Source organism: Enterobacter sp. 342 (assembly GCF_036663495.1).
GTDB lineage: Bacteria > Pseudomonadota > Gammaproteobacteria > Enterobacterales > Enterobacteriaceae > Enterobacter.
The window spans coordinates 1-17875 of sequence record NZ_JAWUEI010000017.1; the positions used below are offsets into that span (position 1 = coordinate 1).

The window sequence follows — 17875 nt, forward strand, 5'->3', positions numbered from 1 at the left end:
TTATTTTGCTTTTCTCTGCTGACCCGGCGGCGTGTGTGCCGTTGTTCCGTGTCAGTGGAGGCGCATTATAGGGAGTTATTCCTAAGTGACAAGAGGAAATTTAAAAAAAGTTTTCATCCGCGTTTTTTTTCACCAACAGAGGTGAAATCAAGCTACAAATTGTTCTATTTGATGTATCTGCAACCACAATCACACTCGAGGTGGCATAATTATCAGCATGAATATTTAAGGAATAAAAGCGATGCCATTAAGCGCACAACAGCTGGCCGCCCAAAAAAACCTGTCGTACGTGCTGGCAGAGAAGCTGGCTCAGCGGATTTTAGCGGGTAAATATGCCCCGGGTAGTATCCTGCCGGGTGAGATGGAGCTGGGTGAGCAGTTTGGAGTGAGTCGTACAGCAGTTCGTGAAGCGGTGAAAACCCTGACGGCAAAAGGTATGGTGCTTCCACGTCCCCGCATTGGTACACGTGTCATGCCACAGAGTAACTGGAACTTTCTCGATCAGGAGCTGCTCTCCTGGTGGATGACGGAAGATAACTTTCATCAGGTTGTCGATCACTTTCTGGTGATGCGCAGCAGTCTTGAACCACAGGCGTGCCTGCTTGCTGCCACGCTTGGAACGGCAGAACAGAAAGCACAACTCAACGCGTTAATGGAAGAGATGGTGTTCCTGAAAAAGCACTTCAACCGGGAGCGCTGGGTTGAGGTCGATATGGCCTGGCATGAACATATCTATATGATGAGCGCCAATCCGTTCCTCACCTCTTTTGCCTCTTTATTTCATTCGGTGTACCACACTTACTTTACCTCTATTACACAAGACGAAGTGGTTAAACTGGATTTGCATCAGGCGATAGTGGATGCCATTCAGGAAAGCGACGGGCAGCGAGCCCTGAGTGCGTGCCAGGCATTGCTGGCCGCGCCAACCCACCAGCAGGTAAATAAATGACAAAGAAAAAAGCGCGCAGCATGGCCGGATTGCCGTGGATTGCAGCCATGGCGTTCTTTATGCAGGCACTGGATGCCACCATCCTCAACACTGCGCTTCCCGCTATTGCGCAAAGCCTCAACCGCTCCCCGCTGGCAATGCAGTCCGCCATCATCAGCTACACTCTGACGGTCGCAATGTTAATCCCTGTCAGTGGCTGGCTGGCCGACCGCTTCGGCACCCGCAGAGTTTTCATGTTGGCCGTGACACTCTTTACGCTCGGTTCGCTGGCCTGTGCGCTCTCCTCATCCTTAACAGAACTGGTTATCTTCCGCGTATTACAAGGTATTGGCGGAGCGATGATGATGCCCGTAGCACGCCTTGCCTTGCTGCGAGCCTATCCTCGAAGCGAACTGCTTCCCGTGCTCAACTTCGTCACCATGCCAGGCCTGGTTGGTCCGATACTTGGCCCGGTACTCGGCGGCGTGTTTGTCACCTGGGCAAGCTGGCACTGGATCTTCCTGATTAATATTCCTATTGGCGTTGCGGGGCTGCTGTATGCCCGCAAATATATGCCGAACTTCACCACGCCAAGGCGCAGCTTCGATATGGGCGGCTTTTTCCTGTTTGGCCTGAGCCTGGTGCTCTTCTCAAGCGGGATGGAACTGTTTGGTGAGAAGATTGTAGCAACATGGATTGCGCTCTCCGTTATCCTCGGCGGTATTCTGTTGTTCCTTCTTTATATACGTCACGCGCGCCGTCACCCGACACCGTTAATCTCACTCGGACTCTTTAACACCCGAACCTTTTCCGTAGGGATCGCAGGCAACATTGCGTCACGTCTGGGGACAGGTTGCGTACCGTTTCTGATGCCATTGATGCTGCAGGTAGGTTTCGGCTACCCGGCACTGATTGCTGGCTGCATGATGGCGCCCACGGCGATGGGCTCGATTCTGGCAAAATCAACGGTTACACAAGTGCTGCGCTGGTTTGGCTATCGTAAGACGCTGGTTGGCGTAGCGGTCTTTATCGGTCTGATGATTGCGCAGTTCTCTCTGCAATCCGCCGCCCTTCCCGTATGGATGTTGATACTGCCGTTATTTGTACTGGGCATGGCGATGTCAACGCAGTTTACGTCGATGAATACCATCACGCTGGCAGACCTGACAGATGAGAATGCCAGTAGCGGTAACAGCGTGCTGGCGGTGACACAACAGCTGTCGATCAGTCTTGGGGTGGCCGTAAGTGCGGCGGTACTACGGTTTTATGAAGGTTTTGACAGCGCGAATACCGTCGAGCAGTTCCACTATACGTTTATCACAATGGGCATTCTTACCGTCGTTTCAGCGCTGGTCTTTATGCTGTTAAAACCGAAAGACGGCCGTAACCTGATCAAAGAACGCCACAAAGCAAAGTCTAAACCGAACCCCGTTCCATCAGAACAGGAGTAAGCTGCAGACGTTGCTGTTGCAGCGTGGGCTGCGCCATTCGATGGATCAGCACATCAATGGCCAGCTCACCCAGTTCATCCTTCGGCTGATGGATCGTGGTCAGCGGTGGGGTCATGTAGCTGGCCAGTTCAATATCATCGTAGCCAATTACCGCCATATCATCCGGAACGCGCAAACCTGCCTGATATAAAGCCTGATAGGCGCCAAATGCCATGGCATCGTTGCCAATAAAGACGGCCTGCGGACGCTGCGGCTGCGCCAGTAAGGTCTGCATCGCGTCAAAACCACCGTGAAACTCAAAATCACCAGTAATACGGTAGCCTTCGGGAACAGAAAGGCCCGCCCGGGCCATCGCAGAGAGATACCCTTCCAGACGCAGGCGCGCCGGTGTTTTATCCAGTGGACCGGTAATACAGGCAATGCGGGTATAACCTTTATCGATCAGATACTGGGTGGCCATGTCGCCCCCCAGCAGGGAGTTATCCTGAATCAGATCGCTGGTACCATCGAACGGTGCCCAGTCCATCATTACCGTAGGAATAGAGGGATAACGCTGGATAATCTCTTTCGAGGGCTGGTGTGTTTCGGTACAGAGCAGCAGTAGCCCGTCGACGCGTTTTTGCATCAGCGTCTCCAGGTTGCGGTTCATTCTCTGCTCGTCACCTTCGGTATTGCACAGCACCAGGCTGTAGCCACGCTCGAAGCAACTACGCTCCACACCTCGCACAAGCTCAGAATAGAAAGGGTTGGTACTGGCCGTAATCAGCATACCAATAGTGCGCGTCTGGTTGAGCTTAAGACTACGCGCCAGCGCAGATGGCGCATAGTTGAGTTCTTTAACCGCAGCTTCGACTTTCTCCCGAATCGCCTCGCTGACGAAGCGATCGTTGTTTATTACATGAGAGACCGTCGAGGTAGAAACGCCCGCCATGCGGGCGACATCTTTCATTGTTGCCAAGCGTTACCCCTGCTGACTTAAGAATTCATCGATCTCTTTACGCCACGGAACGGAGGGTTGGGCCCCTTTGCGCGTCACGGCAATCGCGGCAGCAGCATGTGCAAAACGGATCGCATCATCCATTCGCTTGCCTTCCAGTAGCGCGGTCACCAGGGCACCATTAAAGGTGTCTCCCGCGGCGATGGTGTCAATCGCTTTCACCTTAAAGCCCGGCACTCGACGGCCTTCGCCATTGACGCTTGCCCACACCCCACGGCTACCAAGGGTGATAATCACGGTACCGATGCCTTTATCATGCAATGCACGTGCAGCTCGCGCGGCATCGTCATCATTTTCGACACGAATGCCCGTCAGCTTTTCCGCTTCGGTTTCGTTTGGCGTAATGATGTCCACCAGCGCCAGCAGCTCGTCTGATAATACACGGGCAGGAGCTGGATTTAGTACGACAGTGGTATGATTTTCATGCGCAATTTTGGCGGCGGCCAGCACGCTTTCAACCGGCGACTCCAGTTGCATCAGCAACGCTTCGGCATTCGCAATGATCTCACGTTGCGCTTCTACGCGCTCCGTTGTCAGTGCAGCGTTGGCGCCAGCATGAATACCGATGACATTCTCACCTTCTGCGTTGACGAAAATCAGCGCCACGCCAGTAGATTCCCCTGCAACCACGCTGACCGGTGCGATATCAATGTTGTCGCTCGCCAGCTGTTTGCGTACGCGCTCACCGGTATCGTCATCACCCGTGCAGGCGATAAACGCAATATTCGCCCCACTGCGACCGGCGGCGACGGCCTGGTTTGCACCTTTACCGCCAAATGCCACCTGATACTGGTTACCCGTGACGGTTTCGCCCGGTGTTGGGAATGATTCAAGGTTAAGAATGTGATCGGCATTGATACTGCCAAGGACGACGAGGTTGCCTGCGGTTTTCATGGTTGGGTTGTCCATCTGAGAGCGCCACCGGTGTTACCCGGTGGCGTATGCCACACTTTTCTTTATTGGTGTCCCTCAGGCAGCCAGCGGCTGCCTGATTCGCCTTTTACTGCTTGATGACCAGTTTCAGGTCAACAGGGTATTTGGCCTGAACTTTTTCGCCCTTCAGCACTTTGTCGGCAGTTTCAACGCCAGTCGCGCCAATCTGCTCCGGCAGCTGAGCGATGGTCGCAGCCAGTTTGCCATCGTTTACTGCTTTTTCACCATCCGGCGTGCCGTCAAATCCGACAACCATCACATCAGATTTACCTGCGGTCTGCAGGGCACGCAGCGCACCCAGTGCCATTTCGTCGTTCTGCGCGAATACCGCCTGCACGTCAGGATGTGCGGTCAGCAGGTTCTGCATCACGTTCAGACCTTTAGTACGGTCGAAGTCGGCAGGCTGGCTGGCCAGGACGTTAAATTTGTGTGCAGCAACGGCCTGCTGGAAGCCTTCGCCACGTTCACGGGCAGCAGAGGTACCCGCGATACCCTGCAATTCGATAACTTTCGCACCTTCACCTGCTTTCTTCGCGATGTAATCACCCGCGATTTTACCGCCCAGCACGTTATCAGACGCAATGTGGCTGACCACGTCACCTTTAGAGGCCTGACGGTCCAGGGTGATTACCGGGATCTTCGCCTGGTTTGCCATTTTAACGGCGTTACCTACGGCATCAGAATCAGTTGGATTGATCAGCAGAATTTTGGTACCACGAACGGTTAAGTCCTGAACGTTAGCCAGCTCTTTCGCCGGGTTGTTCTGGGAATCCAGCACCACCAGGTTGTAGCCCAGTTTGTCCGCTTCTTTCTGCGCGCCATCCTTCAGAGAGACGAAGAACGGGTTGTTCAGCGTGGAGATAACCAGCGCGATGGTGTCTTTCGCCATGGCGTTAGCACTTACGGTTGCGCTCAGCGCGACAGCAGAAACCAGGGTAGCCAGTTTTTTCATGTTCATATCTAAGATGTCCTGTAGTGTCGTCAGTTACTGTTTTTTGTTGTCTACCAGTACCGCCAGCAAAATCACCACTGCCTTAACGATCATCTGGTAATAGGAGGAAACACCTAACAAATTCAAACCATTATTCAGGAAACCGAGAATCAGTGCGCCGATCAATGTCCCAACAATGCGACCTTTACCACCCGCAAGACTCGTACCGCCCAGAACCACTGCCGCAATGGCATCCAGCTCATAACCCGTGCCCGCCGTTGGCTGCGCGGAGGAAAGACGCGCCACTTCGATGATGCCTGCCAGAGAAGCCAGCAAGCCGCACAGGGAATAAACGATAATTTTAACTTTATTGACGCTAATCCCGGACAAACGCGTTGCCGCTTCGTTACCGCCCAGCGCATAGATATAACGACCCAGACGGGTGTGATGCAGCATGTACCACGCCGCCAGGAAGACGATAGCCATGATCCAGACCGGCGTCGGGATACCCAGCGGGCGACCGATACCGAACCAGCCAAACAGATCAGCGTTATCGGTAAAGCCGGTGTTCACCGGGCTGCCGTTGGTGTAAACCATGGTCACACCGCGCAGCAGCAGCATCATCACCAGCGTCGCGATGAACGCCTGAACACGGCCTTTCGCCACAATCACGCCGGTCACGGCACCGATTGCCGCCCCAGCGGCCAGCGCAGCTGCCACGGCCACTAATGCGTTAACTTCAACACCGACAAGGGAAGCGGCGATCGCACCAGTGAGCGCCAGCAAGGAACCAACGGACAGATCGATCCCTGAGGTCAAAATCACCAGCGTCATCCCGACCGCCATAATGGCGTTGACAGAAGTCTGCTGCAGAATGTTGAACAGGTTATTAACGGTGAAAAAGTTTGGACTCATGGTCGACACAATCGCGATCAGCACCAGCAGGGCAATCAGCGATTTTTGTTCCATCAGCCATGCCTTTGTGAAATAACGGCGACCAGAAACAGCCTGGGTAGTCATCTTCTTACTCCTGATTCACGCGATTAAGCTTGCCCACAGCGGCAGCCATCAGAACTTCCTGGGTGGCCTGCTCGCGAGTGAATTCACCGCCGAGATGCCCTTCATGCATGACGATAATGCGATCGCTCATGCCTAATACTTCTGGCATCTCGGAAGAGACCAGAATGATGCTCAGACCGTCGGCCTTGAACTGGTTAATTAGCTGATAGATCTCTTTCTTCGCGCCGACGTCCACACCGCGGGTGGGTTCATCGAGGATCAGCACTTTCGGGCGCGTCATCAGACCACGCGCGATGGCCACCTTCTGCTGATTACCGCCGGACAACAGGCCAATTGCCTGCTCCATCGACGGTGTTTTGACGTTAAACAGACGGATAAAATCGCTCACCGCCTGCTGTTCATCTTTGTGTTTCAGCCTACCGCCGCTGTGACTGAAATAGCGCAGTGCAGTAAGCGACATGTTCTCTTTTACCGACATGCCCAGCACTAAGCCATCGCGCTTACGGTCTTCAGAAATATAGACAATGCCATTCGCCAGACCATCTTGCGGAGAGCGAGTGACAACTTCATGGCCATCAAGAGTGACATAACCGCTGGTGCGCGGCAGTGCGCCGTAGAGCACTTTCATCAGCTCGGTACGCCCAGCCCCCATCAGGCCCGCCACACCGAGGATTTCCCCCTGACGCAGGGTAAAGGTCACATCGTTCACACCTGGACCGCAGAGGTTGTCTACCTTCAGGCGGATGTCACCCGGCGCTTTATCCAGATGCGGGTATTGATCTTCAAGCTTACGCCCCACCATCATTTCGATAAGGGTATCTTCGGTCAGCGTGGCTACTTCGCGCTCGGCAATAAACTGCCCGTCGCGAAAGACGGTCACGTCATCGCAAATCTCGAAGATCTCTTTCATACGGTGAGAAATATAGACAATCCCGCGCCCCTGCGACTTCAACTCGCGGATAACGCGGAACAGGGATTCGGTTTCAGTATCGGTCAGGGCGTCAGTCGGTTCATCCATAATGATGACCTTCGACTCAAAACTCAGCACCTTGGCGATTTCCACCATCTGCTGATCGCCAATGGAGAGTTCACCTACCAGTCGGTCGCTCTTAAAGCGCAGGTTCAGCTTCGCCAGCAGTTTATCCGCTTCGGCATACATGGTTTTCCAGTCGATTTTGCCGAACCGGTTTACGAACTCGCGGCCCAGGAAGATGTTCTCCGCAATGGTCAACTGCGGGATCAGGTTCAGCTCCTGGTGGATAATACCGATACCCGCTTCCTGAGAGGATTTTGGGCCATTGAAGGTGGTCTCTTTACCCAGCCAGACGAGCGAACCGGCATCGCGTTGATAGATACCCGTCAGCACTTTCATCATGGTGGATTTGCCAGCGCCGTTTTCGCCCACCAGCGCCATCACGCGACCGGGGTAGACGTTCAGCGCCGCACCGGAGAGGGCTTTTACGCCCGGGAACGACTTATCGATCCCTTTAAGTTGCAGTAATGCGTCCATGATGGCCTCAGAACGTGACGCCAGCACAGAGAATGATATTCGCATACGGGGAACACTCCCCGCTGCGAATCACCGCCTGACTGTCTGCGGTTTGTTGTTTGAACTGTTCGTGCGTTGTGTAACGAATTTCTATGGTGTTTCCCTGGTGTTGTTGCAGTTGCTCAATGTGGCTGAGCAACGTTTCGTGGAGTTGCGGATTATGTTGTTTGATCTCCGTCGCGAGAATGGCCGCCTCAACCTGCATCTCCGCAGTCACCACATCCAGTACCTGCATAAACGAGGGCACGCCCTGCGTTAACGCCATATCAATACGGGTTGTGCTGCGCGGAACCGGTAAGCCTGCATCGCAAACCACCAGCGTATCGGTATGCCCAAGACGGGAAATAACCGACGAGATTTCTGAGTTGAGTACAGTGCCTTTCTTCATTTTCTTGCTCCACTAGCGAAACGTTTCGCTAAAATCAGTTTAGTCTCAACAGTGTTCAGAAAACCACCGTGACGTAACAGATTTGTGATCGACGTCGAAACGTTTCGCTAAGTGAAATGTAGAGACAATTATGGAGGGTAGGCAGGGGGTTTTGTAAGCCGGGTAAGCGCAACGCCACCCGGCATTTAATGCAGGCTTAAATCTCGACCTGTGTACCCAGCTCAATCACACGGTTAGGCGGGATCTCAAACTGGTCTGGCGCACGCAGGGCGTTACGTTGCAGGATAAGGTACAACTTGCCGCGCAGGCGCAGATACCACGGACGCTTGCCAATAATCAGTGACTCGTGTGACATGAAGAATGATGTCTCCATCATCCGGCAGCTCAGCCCTTCAAGACCGCAGCGGTGGAAGACCTCTTCCACGTTCGGCGTTTCACGCCAGCCGTAGCTTGCCACCACGCGCCAGAAGGTTGGCGAGAGTTGCTCAATCTGAACACGACGTACATTGTGAACATACGGCGCATCTTCGGTGCGCAACGTCAGTAGAATCACACGCTCGTGCAATACCTTGTTGTGCTTAAGATTATGCATCAACGCAAACGGGATCACGTTCAAGGCACGAGACATGTACACCGCCGTTCCCGGTACACGCACTGGCGGGGATTTCTCCAGCGAAGCAATCATCGCCTCCAGAGAATTACCGTGCTCATGCATACGACGCAGCAGACGGAAGCGCTCGCTTTTCCATGTGGTCATGACAATAAACATCACCAGACCCAGCGTCAGCGGTAGCCAGCCACCGGAGACAATCTTGTCGAGGTTGGCAGAGAACAGCGGTACGTCAATACACAGGAAGCCCGCCAGAATCATCGCCACGAGGAATTTGTTCCAGTGCCAGTTTCGGTATGCCACCGTGGTAGAAAGAAGTGATGTCAGCACCATCGTACCCGTTACCGCAATACCGTATGCTGCAGCGAGATTGCTGGAGTGCTCAAAGCTGACGATCACAATCACCACAGCGAAATAGAGGAGCCAGTTAACGAACGGGATGTAGATCTGGCCCGACTCCATCTCTGAGGTATGGATGATGCGCATTGGTGAGAGATACCCCAAACGCACAGCCTGGCGCGTCAAAGAGAACACCCCGGAAATCACCGCCTGAGAAGCAATAACCGTCGCCAGCGTGGCAAGGATCAGCATCGGCACCAGCGCCCACTCTGGCGCCAGCAGGAAGAACGGGTTCTTAATCGCCTCCGGGTTTTTCAGCAGCAGCGCACCCTGGCCGAAGTAGTTCAGTGCCAGAGATGGCAGCACCACGATAAACCACGCCACGCGGATAGGCAGTTTGCCGAAGTGCCCCATATCCGCATACAGCGCCTCAACACCGGTGATAGAGAGCACAACGGCGCCGAGCGCCACGAAGGAAACCACTTTGTATTCGAGGAAGAAATGGACAGCCCAGTAAGGGTTCAGCGCCTGCAGCACATCCGGGTTATCAATGATACCGCGCAAGCCAAGCGCCGCCAGGATCAGGAACCAGGCCAGCATAATTGGCGCGAACAGTTTCCCCACCAGCCCGGTACCGTGCTTCTGGATCACAAACAGTAGCGTCAGAACAATTATCGCCAGCGGGACAACCCACGTATCAAGTTGCGGCGCGATAATCTCAAGCCCTTCTATCGCCGAAAGCACTGAGATAGCAGGCGTGATGACAACTTCCCCATAGAAGAAACTGCCGCCAATCAGGCCGATGATGACCAGCACCGACGTCATTCTGGCTGACGTATTACGCCCGGCAAGGGACATCAGGGTCAGGATCCCACCTTCACCTGCGTTATCTGCACGCATGACAAAGGAGAGGTATTTAACAGAAACCACCAGGATCAGCAGCCAGAAGATGAGGGACAGGAAGCCAAATACGGCATCGCGTTCAACACCAAAGCCAAACTGGCCGGACAGACATTCACGAAGCGTATAAAGCGGGCTGGTGCCGATATCACCGTAGACAACCCCGATCGCCGCAAGCGTAATTGCGGGTAATGATTGCTTATTATCAGTGCTCATAGACTAGTCTTTTCGTTTAAATAACAAATGTGTTCCTGGTCCCTTGGTCCACAAAAAGCGCACAGTATGCCTGATTCGTTGCAAAATCGTACCCCTAAATGCAACCGCATTAATGTAGCGCAAAGAAAATTGCGCCGCACTTCAGTCTATTACCAGCCCTGGCTGAAACGTCTATACTCGCTTCAATTGGCCGCCACGACGGCGAAAGGATGCAAAAACTATTATGGCTCACTCACATTTATTAGCAGAAAGAATTTCCCGCCTCAGCAGCGCGCTGGAGAAAGGCCTTTTCGAGCGTAGCCACGCCATCCGCCTCTGTTTACTGGCGGCGTTGAGCGGTGAAAGCGTATTTCTGCTGGGTCCACCGGGGATCGCCAAAAGCCTGATTGCCCGCCGGCTGAAATTTGCTTTTCAGAACGCCCGCGCCTTCGAATACCTGATGACCCGCTTTTCCACCCCTGAAGAAGTTTTCGGCCCGCTTTCCATTCAGGCGCTGAAAGATGAGGGGCGCTATGAGCGTTTGACGGCGGGTTATCTGCCTGAGGCTGAAATTGTCTTTCTTGATGAGATCTGGAAAGCCGGCCCGGCGATTCTGAATACCCTGCTGACGGCGATTAACGAACGTCGGTTCCGCAACGGCGCCAGCGAAGAGAAAATCCCGATGCGCCTGCTGGTGGCGGCCTCCAACGAACTGCCTGAAGCCGACAGCAGTCTGGAAGCGCTGTATGACCGCATGCTGATCCGCCTGTGGCTGGACAAAGTGCAGGATAAATCCAACTTCCGCTCTATGTTGGTGAGCCAGCAGGATGAGAATGAAAACCCGGTCTCCGCTTCGCTTCAGGTTACCGATGAGGAATATCAACAGTGGCAGCAGGAGATCGGCAAAATCAAACTGCCAGATGCCGTCTTCGAGCTGATCTTCATGCTGCGCCAGCAGCTCGATTTACTGCCTTCAGCGCCCTATGTCTCCGATCGTCGCTGGAAAAAAGCGATCCGCCTGCTGCAGGCCAGCGCCCTGTTCAGCGGCCGTGATGCCGTTGCGCCAATCGATCTGATCCTGCTGAAAGATTGCCTCTGGCACGACGCAGAAGGCATGAACCTGATGCAGCAACAGCTTGAAATATTGATGACCGGACACGCCTGGGGACAGCAGGCGATGCTGAACCAGCTTGGGGCGATTGCCCAACGACGCATCCAGTTACAGCAGCAACAAAGTGATAAAACGGCGCTGAAAGTGAACCGGCTGGGTGGAATGTTCGCCCGCAAACCTCACTACGAATTACCCGCCGAGCTGACCAGCCCGACGCTTACCCTGCTGCTCCAGCAACCGCTTAAACTCCATGATATGCAGGTCGTGCACGTTACGATTGATCGCGAGTCGCTCTCGCAATGGCTGGATAAAGGTGGAGAGATCCGTGGAAAACTCAACGGCATCGGTTTCGCGCAGCCGCTAAATATGGAAGTGGACAGTAGCCAGCATCTGGTGATCCGCGATGTGAGCCTGCAGGGATCGCGTCTTGCACTGCCAGGCACCGCCTCTGACAGCGTTCCTGAAGAGATTAAGCTGCAACTGGAAGCGCTGGATACAGAATGGCACCAGCAACACACCCGCTTTAGCGAGCAGCAAAAATGCCTCTTTATACATAGCGACTGGTTAGGTCGCATTGAAGCCAGCCTGCAGGATGTGAGCACACAGATTAAACAGGCGCGTCAATGCTAACGCTGGATACGCTTAACGTCATGCTGGCCGTCAGCGAAGAAGGGTTGATCGAAGAAGTGGTCATCACCCTTCTGGCGTCGCCGCAACTGGCCGCATTCTTTGAAAAATTTCCGAAGCTTAAAAAAGCGATGACGGACGATCTCCCACGCTGGCGAGAAAACTTGCGTCAGCGGTTCAAAGAGACCGAGGTACCTCCTGAGCTAACGGAAGAGGTGGCCTGTTATCAGCAGTGCCAGCGGCTCTCAACGCCACAGTTTATCGTTCAGCTTCCGCAAACCCTGACATTGCTCGACAACGTCCACTCCCCGTTTGCCAGCCAGGCTCGGGCACTGGTCACGGATAACGCCACCTTCACCCCCGCGTTGCACACTCTCTTTTTACAGCGCTGGCGCCTCAGCCTTGTCGTTCAGGCCACGACATTGAACCAGCAACTGCTGGATGAGGAGCGTGAACAACTGCTCAGTGAAGTTCAGGAACGCATGACCTTAAGCGGTCAGCTCGAGCAGGTGCTGGTGGAAAATGAAAATGCCGCCGGGCGTCTCTGGGATATGAGCGCCGGTCAGCTTCGGCGCGGGGATTATCAGCTGATCGTCAAGTACGGCGATTTTCTGGCCCAGCAGCCCGAACTGATGAAACTTGCAGAACAGCTGGGTCGTTCAAGGGAGGCAAAGTCAGTTCCAAAGAAAGATGCCCCGATGGAAACTTTCCGCACCCTGGTACGCGAACCGGCAACCGTTCCCGAGCAGGTCGACGGGCTTCAGCAAAGCGATGATATTTTGCGCCTGCTGCCCACCGAACTCAGCACGCTGGGAATGACTGAACTGGAGTATGAGTTTTACCGTCGGCTGGTGGAAAAGCAGCTTCTTACCTACCGGCTACACGGCGAAGCCTGGCGCGAGAAGCTCAGCCAGCGGCCAGTTGTCCACCAGGATTTTGATGAGCAGCCGCGCGGACCTTTTATTGTTTGTGTGGATACGTCCGGATCGATGGGCGGGTTTAATGAGCAATGTGCGAAAGCGTTCTGTCTGGCTCTGATGCGCGTGGCGCTCGCCGATCGTCGTCGCTGCTTCATCATGCTCTTCTCCAGCGAGGTGGTGGGTTATGAGCTAACGAACCAGCAAGGTATCGAACAGGCGATCCGCTTTTTAAGCCAGCGTTTTCGCGGCGGCACGGATTTAGCCAGCTGTTTTCGTAGCATTGTGGAGCGTATGCAGGGAGGCGACTGGTACGACGCTGACGCGGTGGTGATTTCCGATTTTATTGCCCAGCGGCTGCCGGACGATGTAGTCAATAAAGTGAAAGAGTTACAGCGGGTGCATCAGCACCGTTTCCATGCGGTGGCGATGTCCGCTCATGGAAAACCCGGCATCATGCGCATCTTCGATCATATCTGGCGCTTCGATACCGGGTTGCGTAGCCGCCTGCTCAGACGCTGGCGGCGTTAATTACAGAAGGGAGCCGACGCTTTCGCGTACCTGCTGCGGCCAGACGCCACACTGAACCTGACCGATATGTGGCAGTTGCAGCAGCAACATGGTCAGACGGGACTGGCCGATACCGCCACCAATGGTCTGCGGCATTTCTCCGCGTAGCAGCGACTGGTGCCACTCTAATTTAAGACGATCTTCGTCACCAGTAACCGCCAGCTGACGTTTGAGTGCATCGGCATCCACGCGGATCCCCATAGAAGAGAGCTCAAACGCATCTTCCAGCACCGGGTTCCAGACCAGGATATCGCCGTTCAGACCCGCGTATTCGCTCTCACCGCAGGTGCTCCAGTCATCATAATCCGGCGCACGAACGTCGTGGCGTTTGCCGTCAGACAGTTTGCCGCCAATCCCCATCAGAAACACAGCACCTAATTCTTTGGCGATTGCGCGTTCACGGCCTTTAGCATCCAGATCCGGGAAACGGCTCAGCAGCTCCTGGCTGTGCACAAAGTGGATCGTATCCGGCAGGAACGGCGCCAGACCAAACTCTTTGCTCACGGCCGCTTCGGTTGCTTTGATCCCGGCGTAGATCGCTTCAACGGTGGATTTCAGCGTACCGACGTGACGCTCGCCGTCACCCATTACCCGCTCCCAGTCCCACTGGTCAACATAGACAGAGTGAATTGGGGTGAGGCGGTCTTCATCGGGGCGAAGGGCTTTCATGTGCGTGTAGAGCCCTTCGCCCGCGCTGAAGTCGTGTTGCCCCAGAGTTTGACGCTTCCACTTCGCCAGGGAATGAACCACTTCGAACTGGGCATCTGGCAGTGTTTTCACTTTCACCTGCACCGCTTTTTCGCTTCCAGACAAGTTATCCTGCGTCCCGTCACCTACACGGCTCAGAATGGGAGCCTGGACTTCAATCAGTCCAAGTTTATCTTCCAGCTGGCGTGAAAAATGGGATTTAACGAAACTGATCTGGCGTTGTTTTGCGATATAAGCGGTTTTCATTATTTATACTCCTGCGTCCTGTTGCTATTGATTAAGCAACAGAAACGGCACCTTATTCAATAACCCATCAACAAAAAGCCACCTTCACTTTTGATTCGATAAAATAAACCGCTAGAATAGAGTGATTCATTAATCTTCATAAGAAAAAGCTATGGAAAATTATCAGATCGACAATCTCGACCGCGGCATCCTGGAGGCCTTAATGGCTAATGCCCGTACCGCCTACGCCGAACTGGCAAAACAGTTTGGTGTCAGCCCGGGAACAATCCATGTTCGCGTAGAGAAGATGAAACAGGCGGGGATCATTACCGGCGCACGCATTGACGTCAGCCCCAAGCAACTGGGTTATGACGTTTGCTGCTTCATCGGCATTATTCTTAAAAGCGCCAAAGACTACCCTTCCGCCCTGGCGAAGCTGAACGCACTCGATGAAGTCACAGAGGCGTATTACACCACCGGTCACTACAGCATCTTTATAAAAGTCATGTGTCGATCCATCGACGCCCTTCAGCAGGTACTTATCAACAAGATCCAAACAATCGATGAAATTCAATCCACCGAGACCCTGATCTCCCTGCAAAACCCGATCATGCGTACCATCCGCCCGTGATCGGGCAAATTCATTCCCACATTTTCCACAGGTAGATCCCAGCTCGTTCACAGCGTACAATGGCCGCCTCTTTATCTGAGCGAGCGATCAATGGCTGACATTACTCTTATCAGTGGCAGCACCCTGGGCGGTGCGGAATACGTTGCGGAACATCTGGCTGAGAAGCTGGAAGAAGCAGGTTTTTCCACAGAAACACTGCATGGACCGTTGCTTGAAGATCTTCCGACTGATGGGATCTGGCTGCTGATCACCTCCACACATGGCGCAGGCGATCTACCGGATAACCTGCAACCTTTATATGACGAACTGCAGGAACAACAACCTGACCTGTCCAGCATCCGTTTTGGTGCGGTCGGTATCGGCAGTCGTGAATATGACACCTTCTGTGGCGCAATAGAGAAAGTTGAAGCCGCTGTGACAGCCTGTGGCGCAAAACAGTTGGGTGAAACGCTGAAGATCAACATCCTCGATCATGATATTCCGGAAGATCCAGCCGAGATCTGGCTGGCAGAATGGAAAAATTTACTCTAAAACGATTAAAGATCGCGCGAACAGATGTGGATAACTCTGGTTAAAAGCTCGTATTAAGCCGTAGTTATCCAAATAACAACTCTGGTTTAGTTTTTGACCTGTGCATAAAGTGGCGATCTGATCCCAGCTTATACGGTCCAGGATCACCGATCATTCACAGCAAACGATCCTCCCTAACTGCATGATCTTATTTGCGGGATCGGACTTATCCACAAAGGCCCGCGATCCTAATAAGAGATCACAATAGAACAGATCTCTAAATAAAAAGATCTTCTTTTTAATAGCCCAGGATCCCAATGCTTTCTCGAAAGACTAAAGTTGAGTAGAATCCACGGCCCGGGTTTCAATCCATTTTCATACCGCTTTACGCGAGGCAGACCACCATGTTTTATCAGGATCCTTTTGACGTCATTATCATTGGCGGGGGTCATGCAGGCACTGAGGCCGCAATGGCCGCAGCGCGAATGGGTCAGCAGACCCTGCTTTTGACACACAATATCGACACGCTTGGACAAATGTCCTGTAACCCGGCGATTGGCGGCATTGGGAAAGGACACCTGGTAAAAGAAGTGGATGCACTTGGCGGCCTGATGGCGAAAGCGATCGATCACGCTGGCATTCAGTTTAGGATACTAAACGCAAGTAAAGGTCCTGCGGTACGAGCGACCCGTGCCCAGGCTGACCGCGTGCTTTACCGTCAGGCGGTACGTACTGCACTGGAGAATCAGCCAAACCTGATGATCTTCCAGCAGGCGGTTGAAGATCTTATTGTTGAGAACGATCGTGTCGTGGGTGCCGTAACCCAGATGGGCCTCAAGTTCCGCGCGAAAGCCGTGGTGCTGACCGTGGGCACATTCCTGGACGGTAAAATTCACATCGGTCTGGATAACTACAGCGGTGGCCGTGCTGGCGATCCGCCGTCTATTCCACTGTCTCGCCGTCTGCGTGAACTGCCGCTACGCGTCAGCCGCCTGAAAACGGGCACACCACCACGTATTGATGCGCGCACCATTGATTTCAGTGTGCTGGCGCAACAGCATGGTGATAATCCAATGCCCGTATTTTCGTTCATGGGCAATGCGGCGCAACATCCGCAGCAGGTACCGTGCTACATCACGCATACCAACGAGAAAACCCATGACGTGATCCGTAATAACCTCGATCGCAGCCCAATGTACGCAGGCGTGATTGAAGGCATCGGCCCACGCTACTGTCCGTCGATCGAAGACAAAGTGATGCGCTTTGCCGATCGTAATCAGCACCAGATCTTCCTGGAACCGGAAGGGCTGACCTCGAACGAAATTTATCCGAACGGCATCTCCACCAGCCTGCCGTTCGATGTGCAGATGCAAATTGTTCGCTCAATGCAGGGGATGGAGAATGCGAAAATTGTTCGCCCTGGCTACGCTATTGAGTACGATTTCTTCGACCCGCGTGATCTCAAACCAACCCTGGAGAGCAAATTCATCCACGGTCTGTTCTTCGCGGGGCAGATTAACGGCACAACCGGCTACGAAGAAGCGGCTGCACAGGGTCTGCTTGCCGGTCTGAACGCTGCGCGCTTCTCTGCTGAGAAAGAAGGCTGGGCACCAGGCCGTTCTCAGGCGTATCTGGGTGTGCTGGTTGATGATCTCTGCACTTTGGGCACAAAAGAACCGTACCGTATGTTTACCTCTCGTGCGGAATATCGTCTGATGCTGCGCGAAGATAACGCCGACCTGCGTCTGACCGAAATGGGCCGTGAACTGGGTCTGGTGGATGACGAGCGCTGGGCGCGTTTCAACGAGAAGCTGGAGCGTATTGAACAGGAACGTCAGCGCCTGAAAACCACCTGGGTGAATCCGCAGGCGGAAACTGCAGCTGAAGTGAACGCTCACTTGACTGCACCACTGTCACGCGAAGCCAGCGGTGAAGATTTGCTGCGTCGCCCTGAAGTAACCTACGAAAATCTGGTGAAACTGACCGCGTTCGCACCTGGCCTGGAAGACGCTGAAGCGGCAGAGCAGGTTGAGATCCAGGTTAAATACGAAGGTTATATCGCACGTCAGCAGGATGAGATTGAGAAACAGCAGCGCAATGAAAACACGCTGCTGCCAGAAATGCTGGACTATCGTCAGGTTACTGGCCTTTCCAACGAAGTGATCGCCAAGCTGAACGATCATAAACCCGTGTCAATTGGTCAGGCGTCTCGTATCTCCGGTGTGACACCTGCGGCGATTTCGATCCTGCTGGTATGGCTCAAAAAGCAAGGTATGCTGCGCCGTAGCGCGTAACATGTTTAATTCGCCCGGTGGCGCTGCGCTTACCGGGCCTA

General features: G+C 53.8%; 15 protein-coding genes. 7 read left to right on the forward strand and 8 right to left on the reverse strand.

Features of this window, described 5'->3' with window-relative positions; translation table 11 throughout:
• Positions 1 to 241 precede the first annotated feature (241 nt).
• Together V6E55_RS14650 and mdtD are read left to right on the forward strand one after the other, a co-directional pair.
• Complete coding sequence (locus tag V6E55_RS14650) at positions 242 to 949, forward strand: FadR/GntR family transcriptional regulator (RefSeq protein ID WP_028017749.1); 708 nt, start codon at positions 242 to 244, stop codon at positions 947 to 949.
• The gene (mdtD, locus tag V6E55_RS14655; protein ID WP_316943188.1) at positions 946 to 2379 is read left to right on the forward strand and encodes a multidrug transporter subunit MdtD; all 1434 of its coding nucleotides are present in this window, start codon (positions 946 to 948) and stop codon (positions 2377 to 2379) included. The genes V6E55_RS14650 and mdtD overlap by 4 nt, the downstream gene beginning before the upstream one ends.
• On the opposite strand, the gene rbsR is transcribed toward mdtD, so the two are convergent.
• The 7 genes from rbsR to kup all read right to left on the reverse strand — a co-directional run bounded on the left by rbsR (position 2345) and on the right by kup (position 10262).
• Complete coding sequence (gene rbsR / locus V6E55_RS14660; protein ID WP_114979053.1) at positions 2345 to 3337, reverse strand: ribose operon transcriptional repressor RbsR; 993 nt, start codon at positions 3335 to 3337, stop codon at positions 2345 to 2347. The two genes, mdtD and rbsR, sit on opposite strands and share 35 nt — an antisense overlap.
• A 3-nt stretch (positions 3338 to 3340) precedes the next feature.
• Entirely contained in the window at positions 3341 to 4270 is a 930-nt protein-coding gene (rbsK, locus tag V6E55_RS14665) for a ribokinase (protein WP_028017752.1), read from the reverse strand.
• A 106-nt stretch (positions 4271 to 4376) separates the two neighbouring features.
• Positions 4377 to 5267 carry a ribose ABC transporter substrate-binding protein RbsB gene (gene rbsB / locus V6E55_RS14670; RefSeq protein ID WP_028017753.1) on the reverse strand — a complete coding sequence of 297 codons (891 nt, stop codon included), beginning with the start codon at positions 5265 to 5267 and terminating at the stop codon, positions 4377 to 4379.
• Positions 5268 to 5294: 27 nt separating this feature from the next.
• Complete coding sequence (gene rbsC, locus V6E55_RS14675) at positions 5295 to 6260, reverse strand: ribose ABC transporter permease (protein WP_028017754.1); 966 nt, start codon at positions 6258 to 6260, stop codon at positions 5295 to 5297.
• 4 nt (positions 6261 to 6264) lie between these two features.
• Positions 6265 to 7770 carry a ribose ABC transporter ATP-binding protein RbsA gene (gene rbsA / locus V6E55_RS14680; RefSeq protein WP_114979052.1) on the reverse strand — a complete coding sequence of 502 codons (1506 nt, stop codon included), beginning with the start codon at positions 7768 to 7770 and terminating at the stop codon, positions 6265 to 6267.
• Between the two features lie 7 nt (positions 7771 to 7777).
• Complete coding sequence (rbsD, locus tag V6E55_RS14685) at positions 7778 to 8197, reverse strand: D-ribose pyranase (RefSeq protein ID WP_114979051.1); 420 nt, start codon at positions 8195 to 8197, stop codon at positions 7778 to 7780.
• Between the two features lie 196 nt (positions 8198 to 8393).
• The gene (kup, locus tag V6E55_RS14690) at positions 8394 to 10262 is read right to left on the reverse strand and encodes a low affinity potassium transporter Kup (protein ID WP_114979050.1); all 1869 of its coding nucleotides are present in this window, start codon (positions 10260 to 10262) and stop codon (positions 8394 to 8396) included.
• Positions 10263 to 10485: 223 nt separating this feature from the next.
• Here kup and ravA point away from each other — a divergent pair, with 223 nt between their 5' ends.
• Together ravA and viaA are read left to right on the forward strand one after the other, a co-directional pair.
• Positions 10486 to 11982: an ATPase RavA gene (gene ravA, locus V6E55_RS14695; protein ID WP_316943190.1), complete on the forward strand. Its 1497-nt coding sequence runs from the start codon at positions 10486 to 10488 to the stop codon at positions 11980 to 11982.
• Positions 11976 to 13427, forward strand: a complete 1452-nt coding sequence (viaA, locus tag V6E55_RS14700; protein WP_114979048.1) for an ATPase RavA stimulator ViaA — start codon at positions 11976 to 11978, stop codon at positions 13425 to 13427. Before ravA ends, viaA begins: the two co-directional genes overlap by 7 nt.
• Here the strand turns inward: viaA and asnA are convergent, their stop codons facing one another.
• Positions 13428 to 14420 carry an aspartate--ammonia ligase gene (asnA, locus tag V6E55_RS14705; RefSeq protein WP_129994690.1) on the reverse strand — a complete coding sequence of 331 codons (993 nt, stop codon included), beginning with the start codon at positions 14418 to 14420 and terminating at the stop codon, positions 13428 to 13430.
• Positions 14421 to 14571: 151 nt separating this feature from the next.
• On the opposite strand from asnA, the gene asnC reads away from it, so the two are divergent.
• The 3 genes from asnC to mnmG all read left to right on the forward strand — a co-directional run bounded on the left by asnC (position 14572) and on the right by mnmG (position 17834).
• Positions 14572 to 15030 (forward strand): transcriptional regulator AsnC, encoded by a 459-nt coding sequence (gene asnC, locus V6E55_RS14710; RefSeq protein ID WP_008500198.1) that lies wholly within the window; start codon positions 14572 to 14574, stop codon positions 15028 to 15030.
• Positions 15031 to 15120: 90 nt separating this feature from the next.
• On the forward strand, positions 15121 to 15561 hold the full coding sequence (gene mioC / locus V6E55_RS14715) for an FMN-binding protein MioC (RefSeq protein WP_114979047.1): 441 nt from the start codon (positions 15121 to 15123) through the stop codon (positions 15559 to 15561).
• Positions 15562 to 15944: 383 nt separating this feature from the next.
• Entirely contained in the window at positions 15945 to 17834 is a 1890-nt protein-coding gene (mnmG, locus tag V6E55_RS14720) for a tRNA uridine-5-carboxymethylaminomethyl(34) synthesis enzyme MnmG (protein WP_014072433.1), read from the forward strand.
• The last annotated feature ends 41 nt before the right edge of the window (positions 17835 to 17875 follow it).

Bases quoted from the DNA above. Each gene is read 5' to 3' on its own strand.
- mnmG (WP_014072433.1), top strand. From the start codon at position 15,945: ATGTTTTATCAGGATCCTTTTGACGTCATTATCATTGGCGGGGGTCAT.
- kup (WP_114979050.1), bottom strand. From the start codon at position 10,262: ATGAGCACTGATAATAAGCAATCATTACCCGCAATTACGCTTGCGGCG.
- mdtD (WP_316943188.1), top strand. From the start codon at position 946: ATGACAAAGAAAAAAGCGCGCAGCATGGCCGGATTGCCGTGGATTGCA.
- asnC (WP_008500198.1), top strand. From the start codon at position 14,572: ATGGAAAATTATCAGATCGACAATCTCGACCGCGGCATCCTGGAGGCC.
- mioC (WP_114979047.1), top strand. From the start codon at position 15,121: ATGGCTGACATTACTCTTATCAGTGGCAGCACCCTGGGCGGTGCGGAA.
- asnA (WP_129994690.1), bottom strand. From the start codon at position 14,420: ATGAAAACCGCTTATATCGCAAAACAACGCCAGATCAGTTTCGTTAAA.
- rbsD (WP_114979051.1), bottom strand. From the start codon at position 8,197: ATGAAGAAAGGCACTGTACTCAACTCAGAAATCTCGTCGGTTATTTCC.
- rbsK (WP_028017752.1), bottom strand. From the start codon at position 4,270: ATGAAAACCGCAGGCAACCTCGTCGTCCTTGGCAGTATCAATGCCGAT.
- ravA (WP_316943190.1), top strand. From the start codon at position 10,486: ATGGCTCACTCACATTTATTAGCAGAAAGAATTTCCCGCCTCAGCAGC.
- rbsB (WP_028017753.1), bottom strand. From the start codon at position 5,267: ATGAACATGAAAAAACTGGCTACCCTGGTTTCTGCTGTCGCGCTGAGC.
- rbsC (WP_028017754.1), bottom strand. From the start codon at position 6,260: ATGACTACCCAGGCTGTTTCTGGTCGCCGTTATTTCACAAAGGCATGG.
- V6E55_RS14650 (WP_028017749.1), top strand. From the start codon at position 242: ATGCCATTAAGCGCACAACAGCTGGCCGCCCAAAAAAACCTGTCGTAC.
- viaA (WP_114979048.1), top strand. From the start codon at position 11,976: ATGCTAACGCTGGATACGCTTAACGTCATGCTGGCCGTCAGCGAAGAA.
- rbsA (WP_114979052.1), bottom strand. From the start codon at position 7,770: ATGGACGCATTACTGCAACTTAAAGGGATCGATAAGTCGTTCCCGGGC.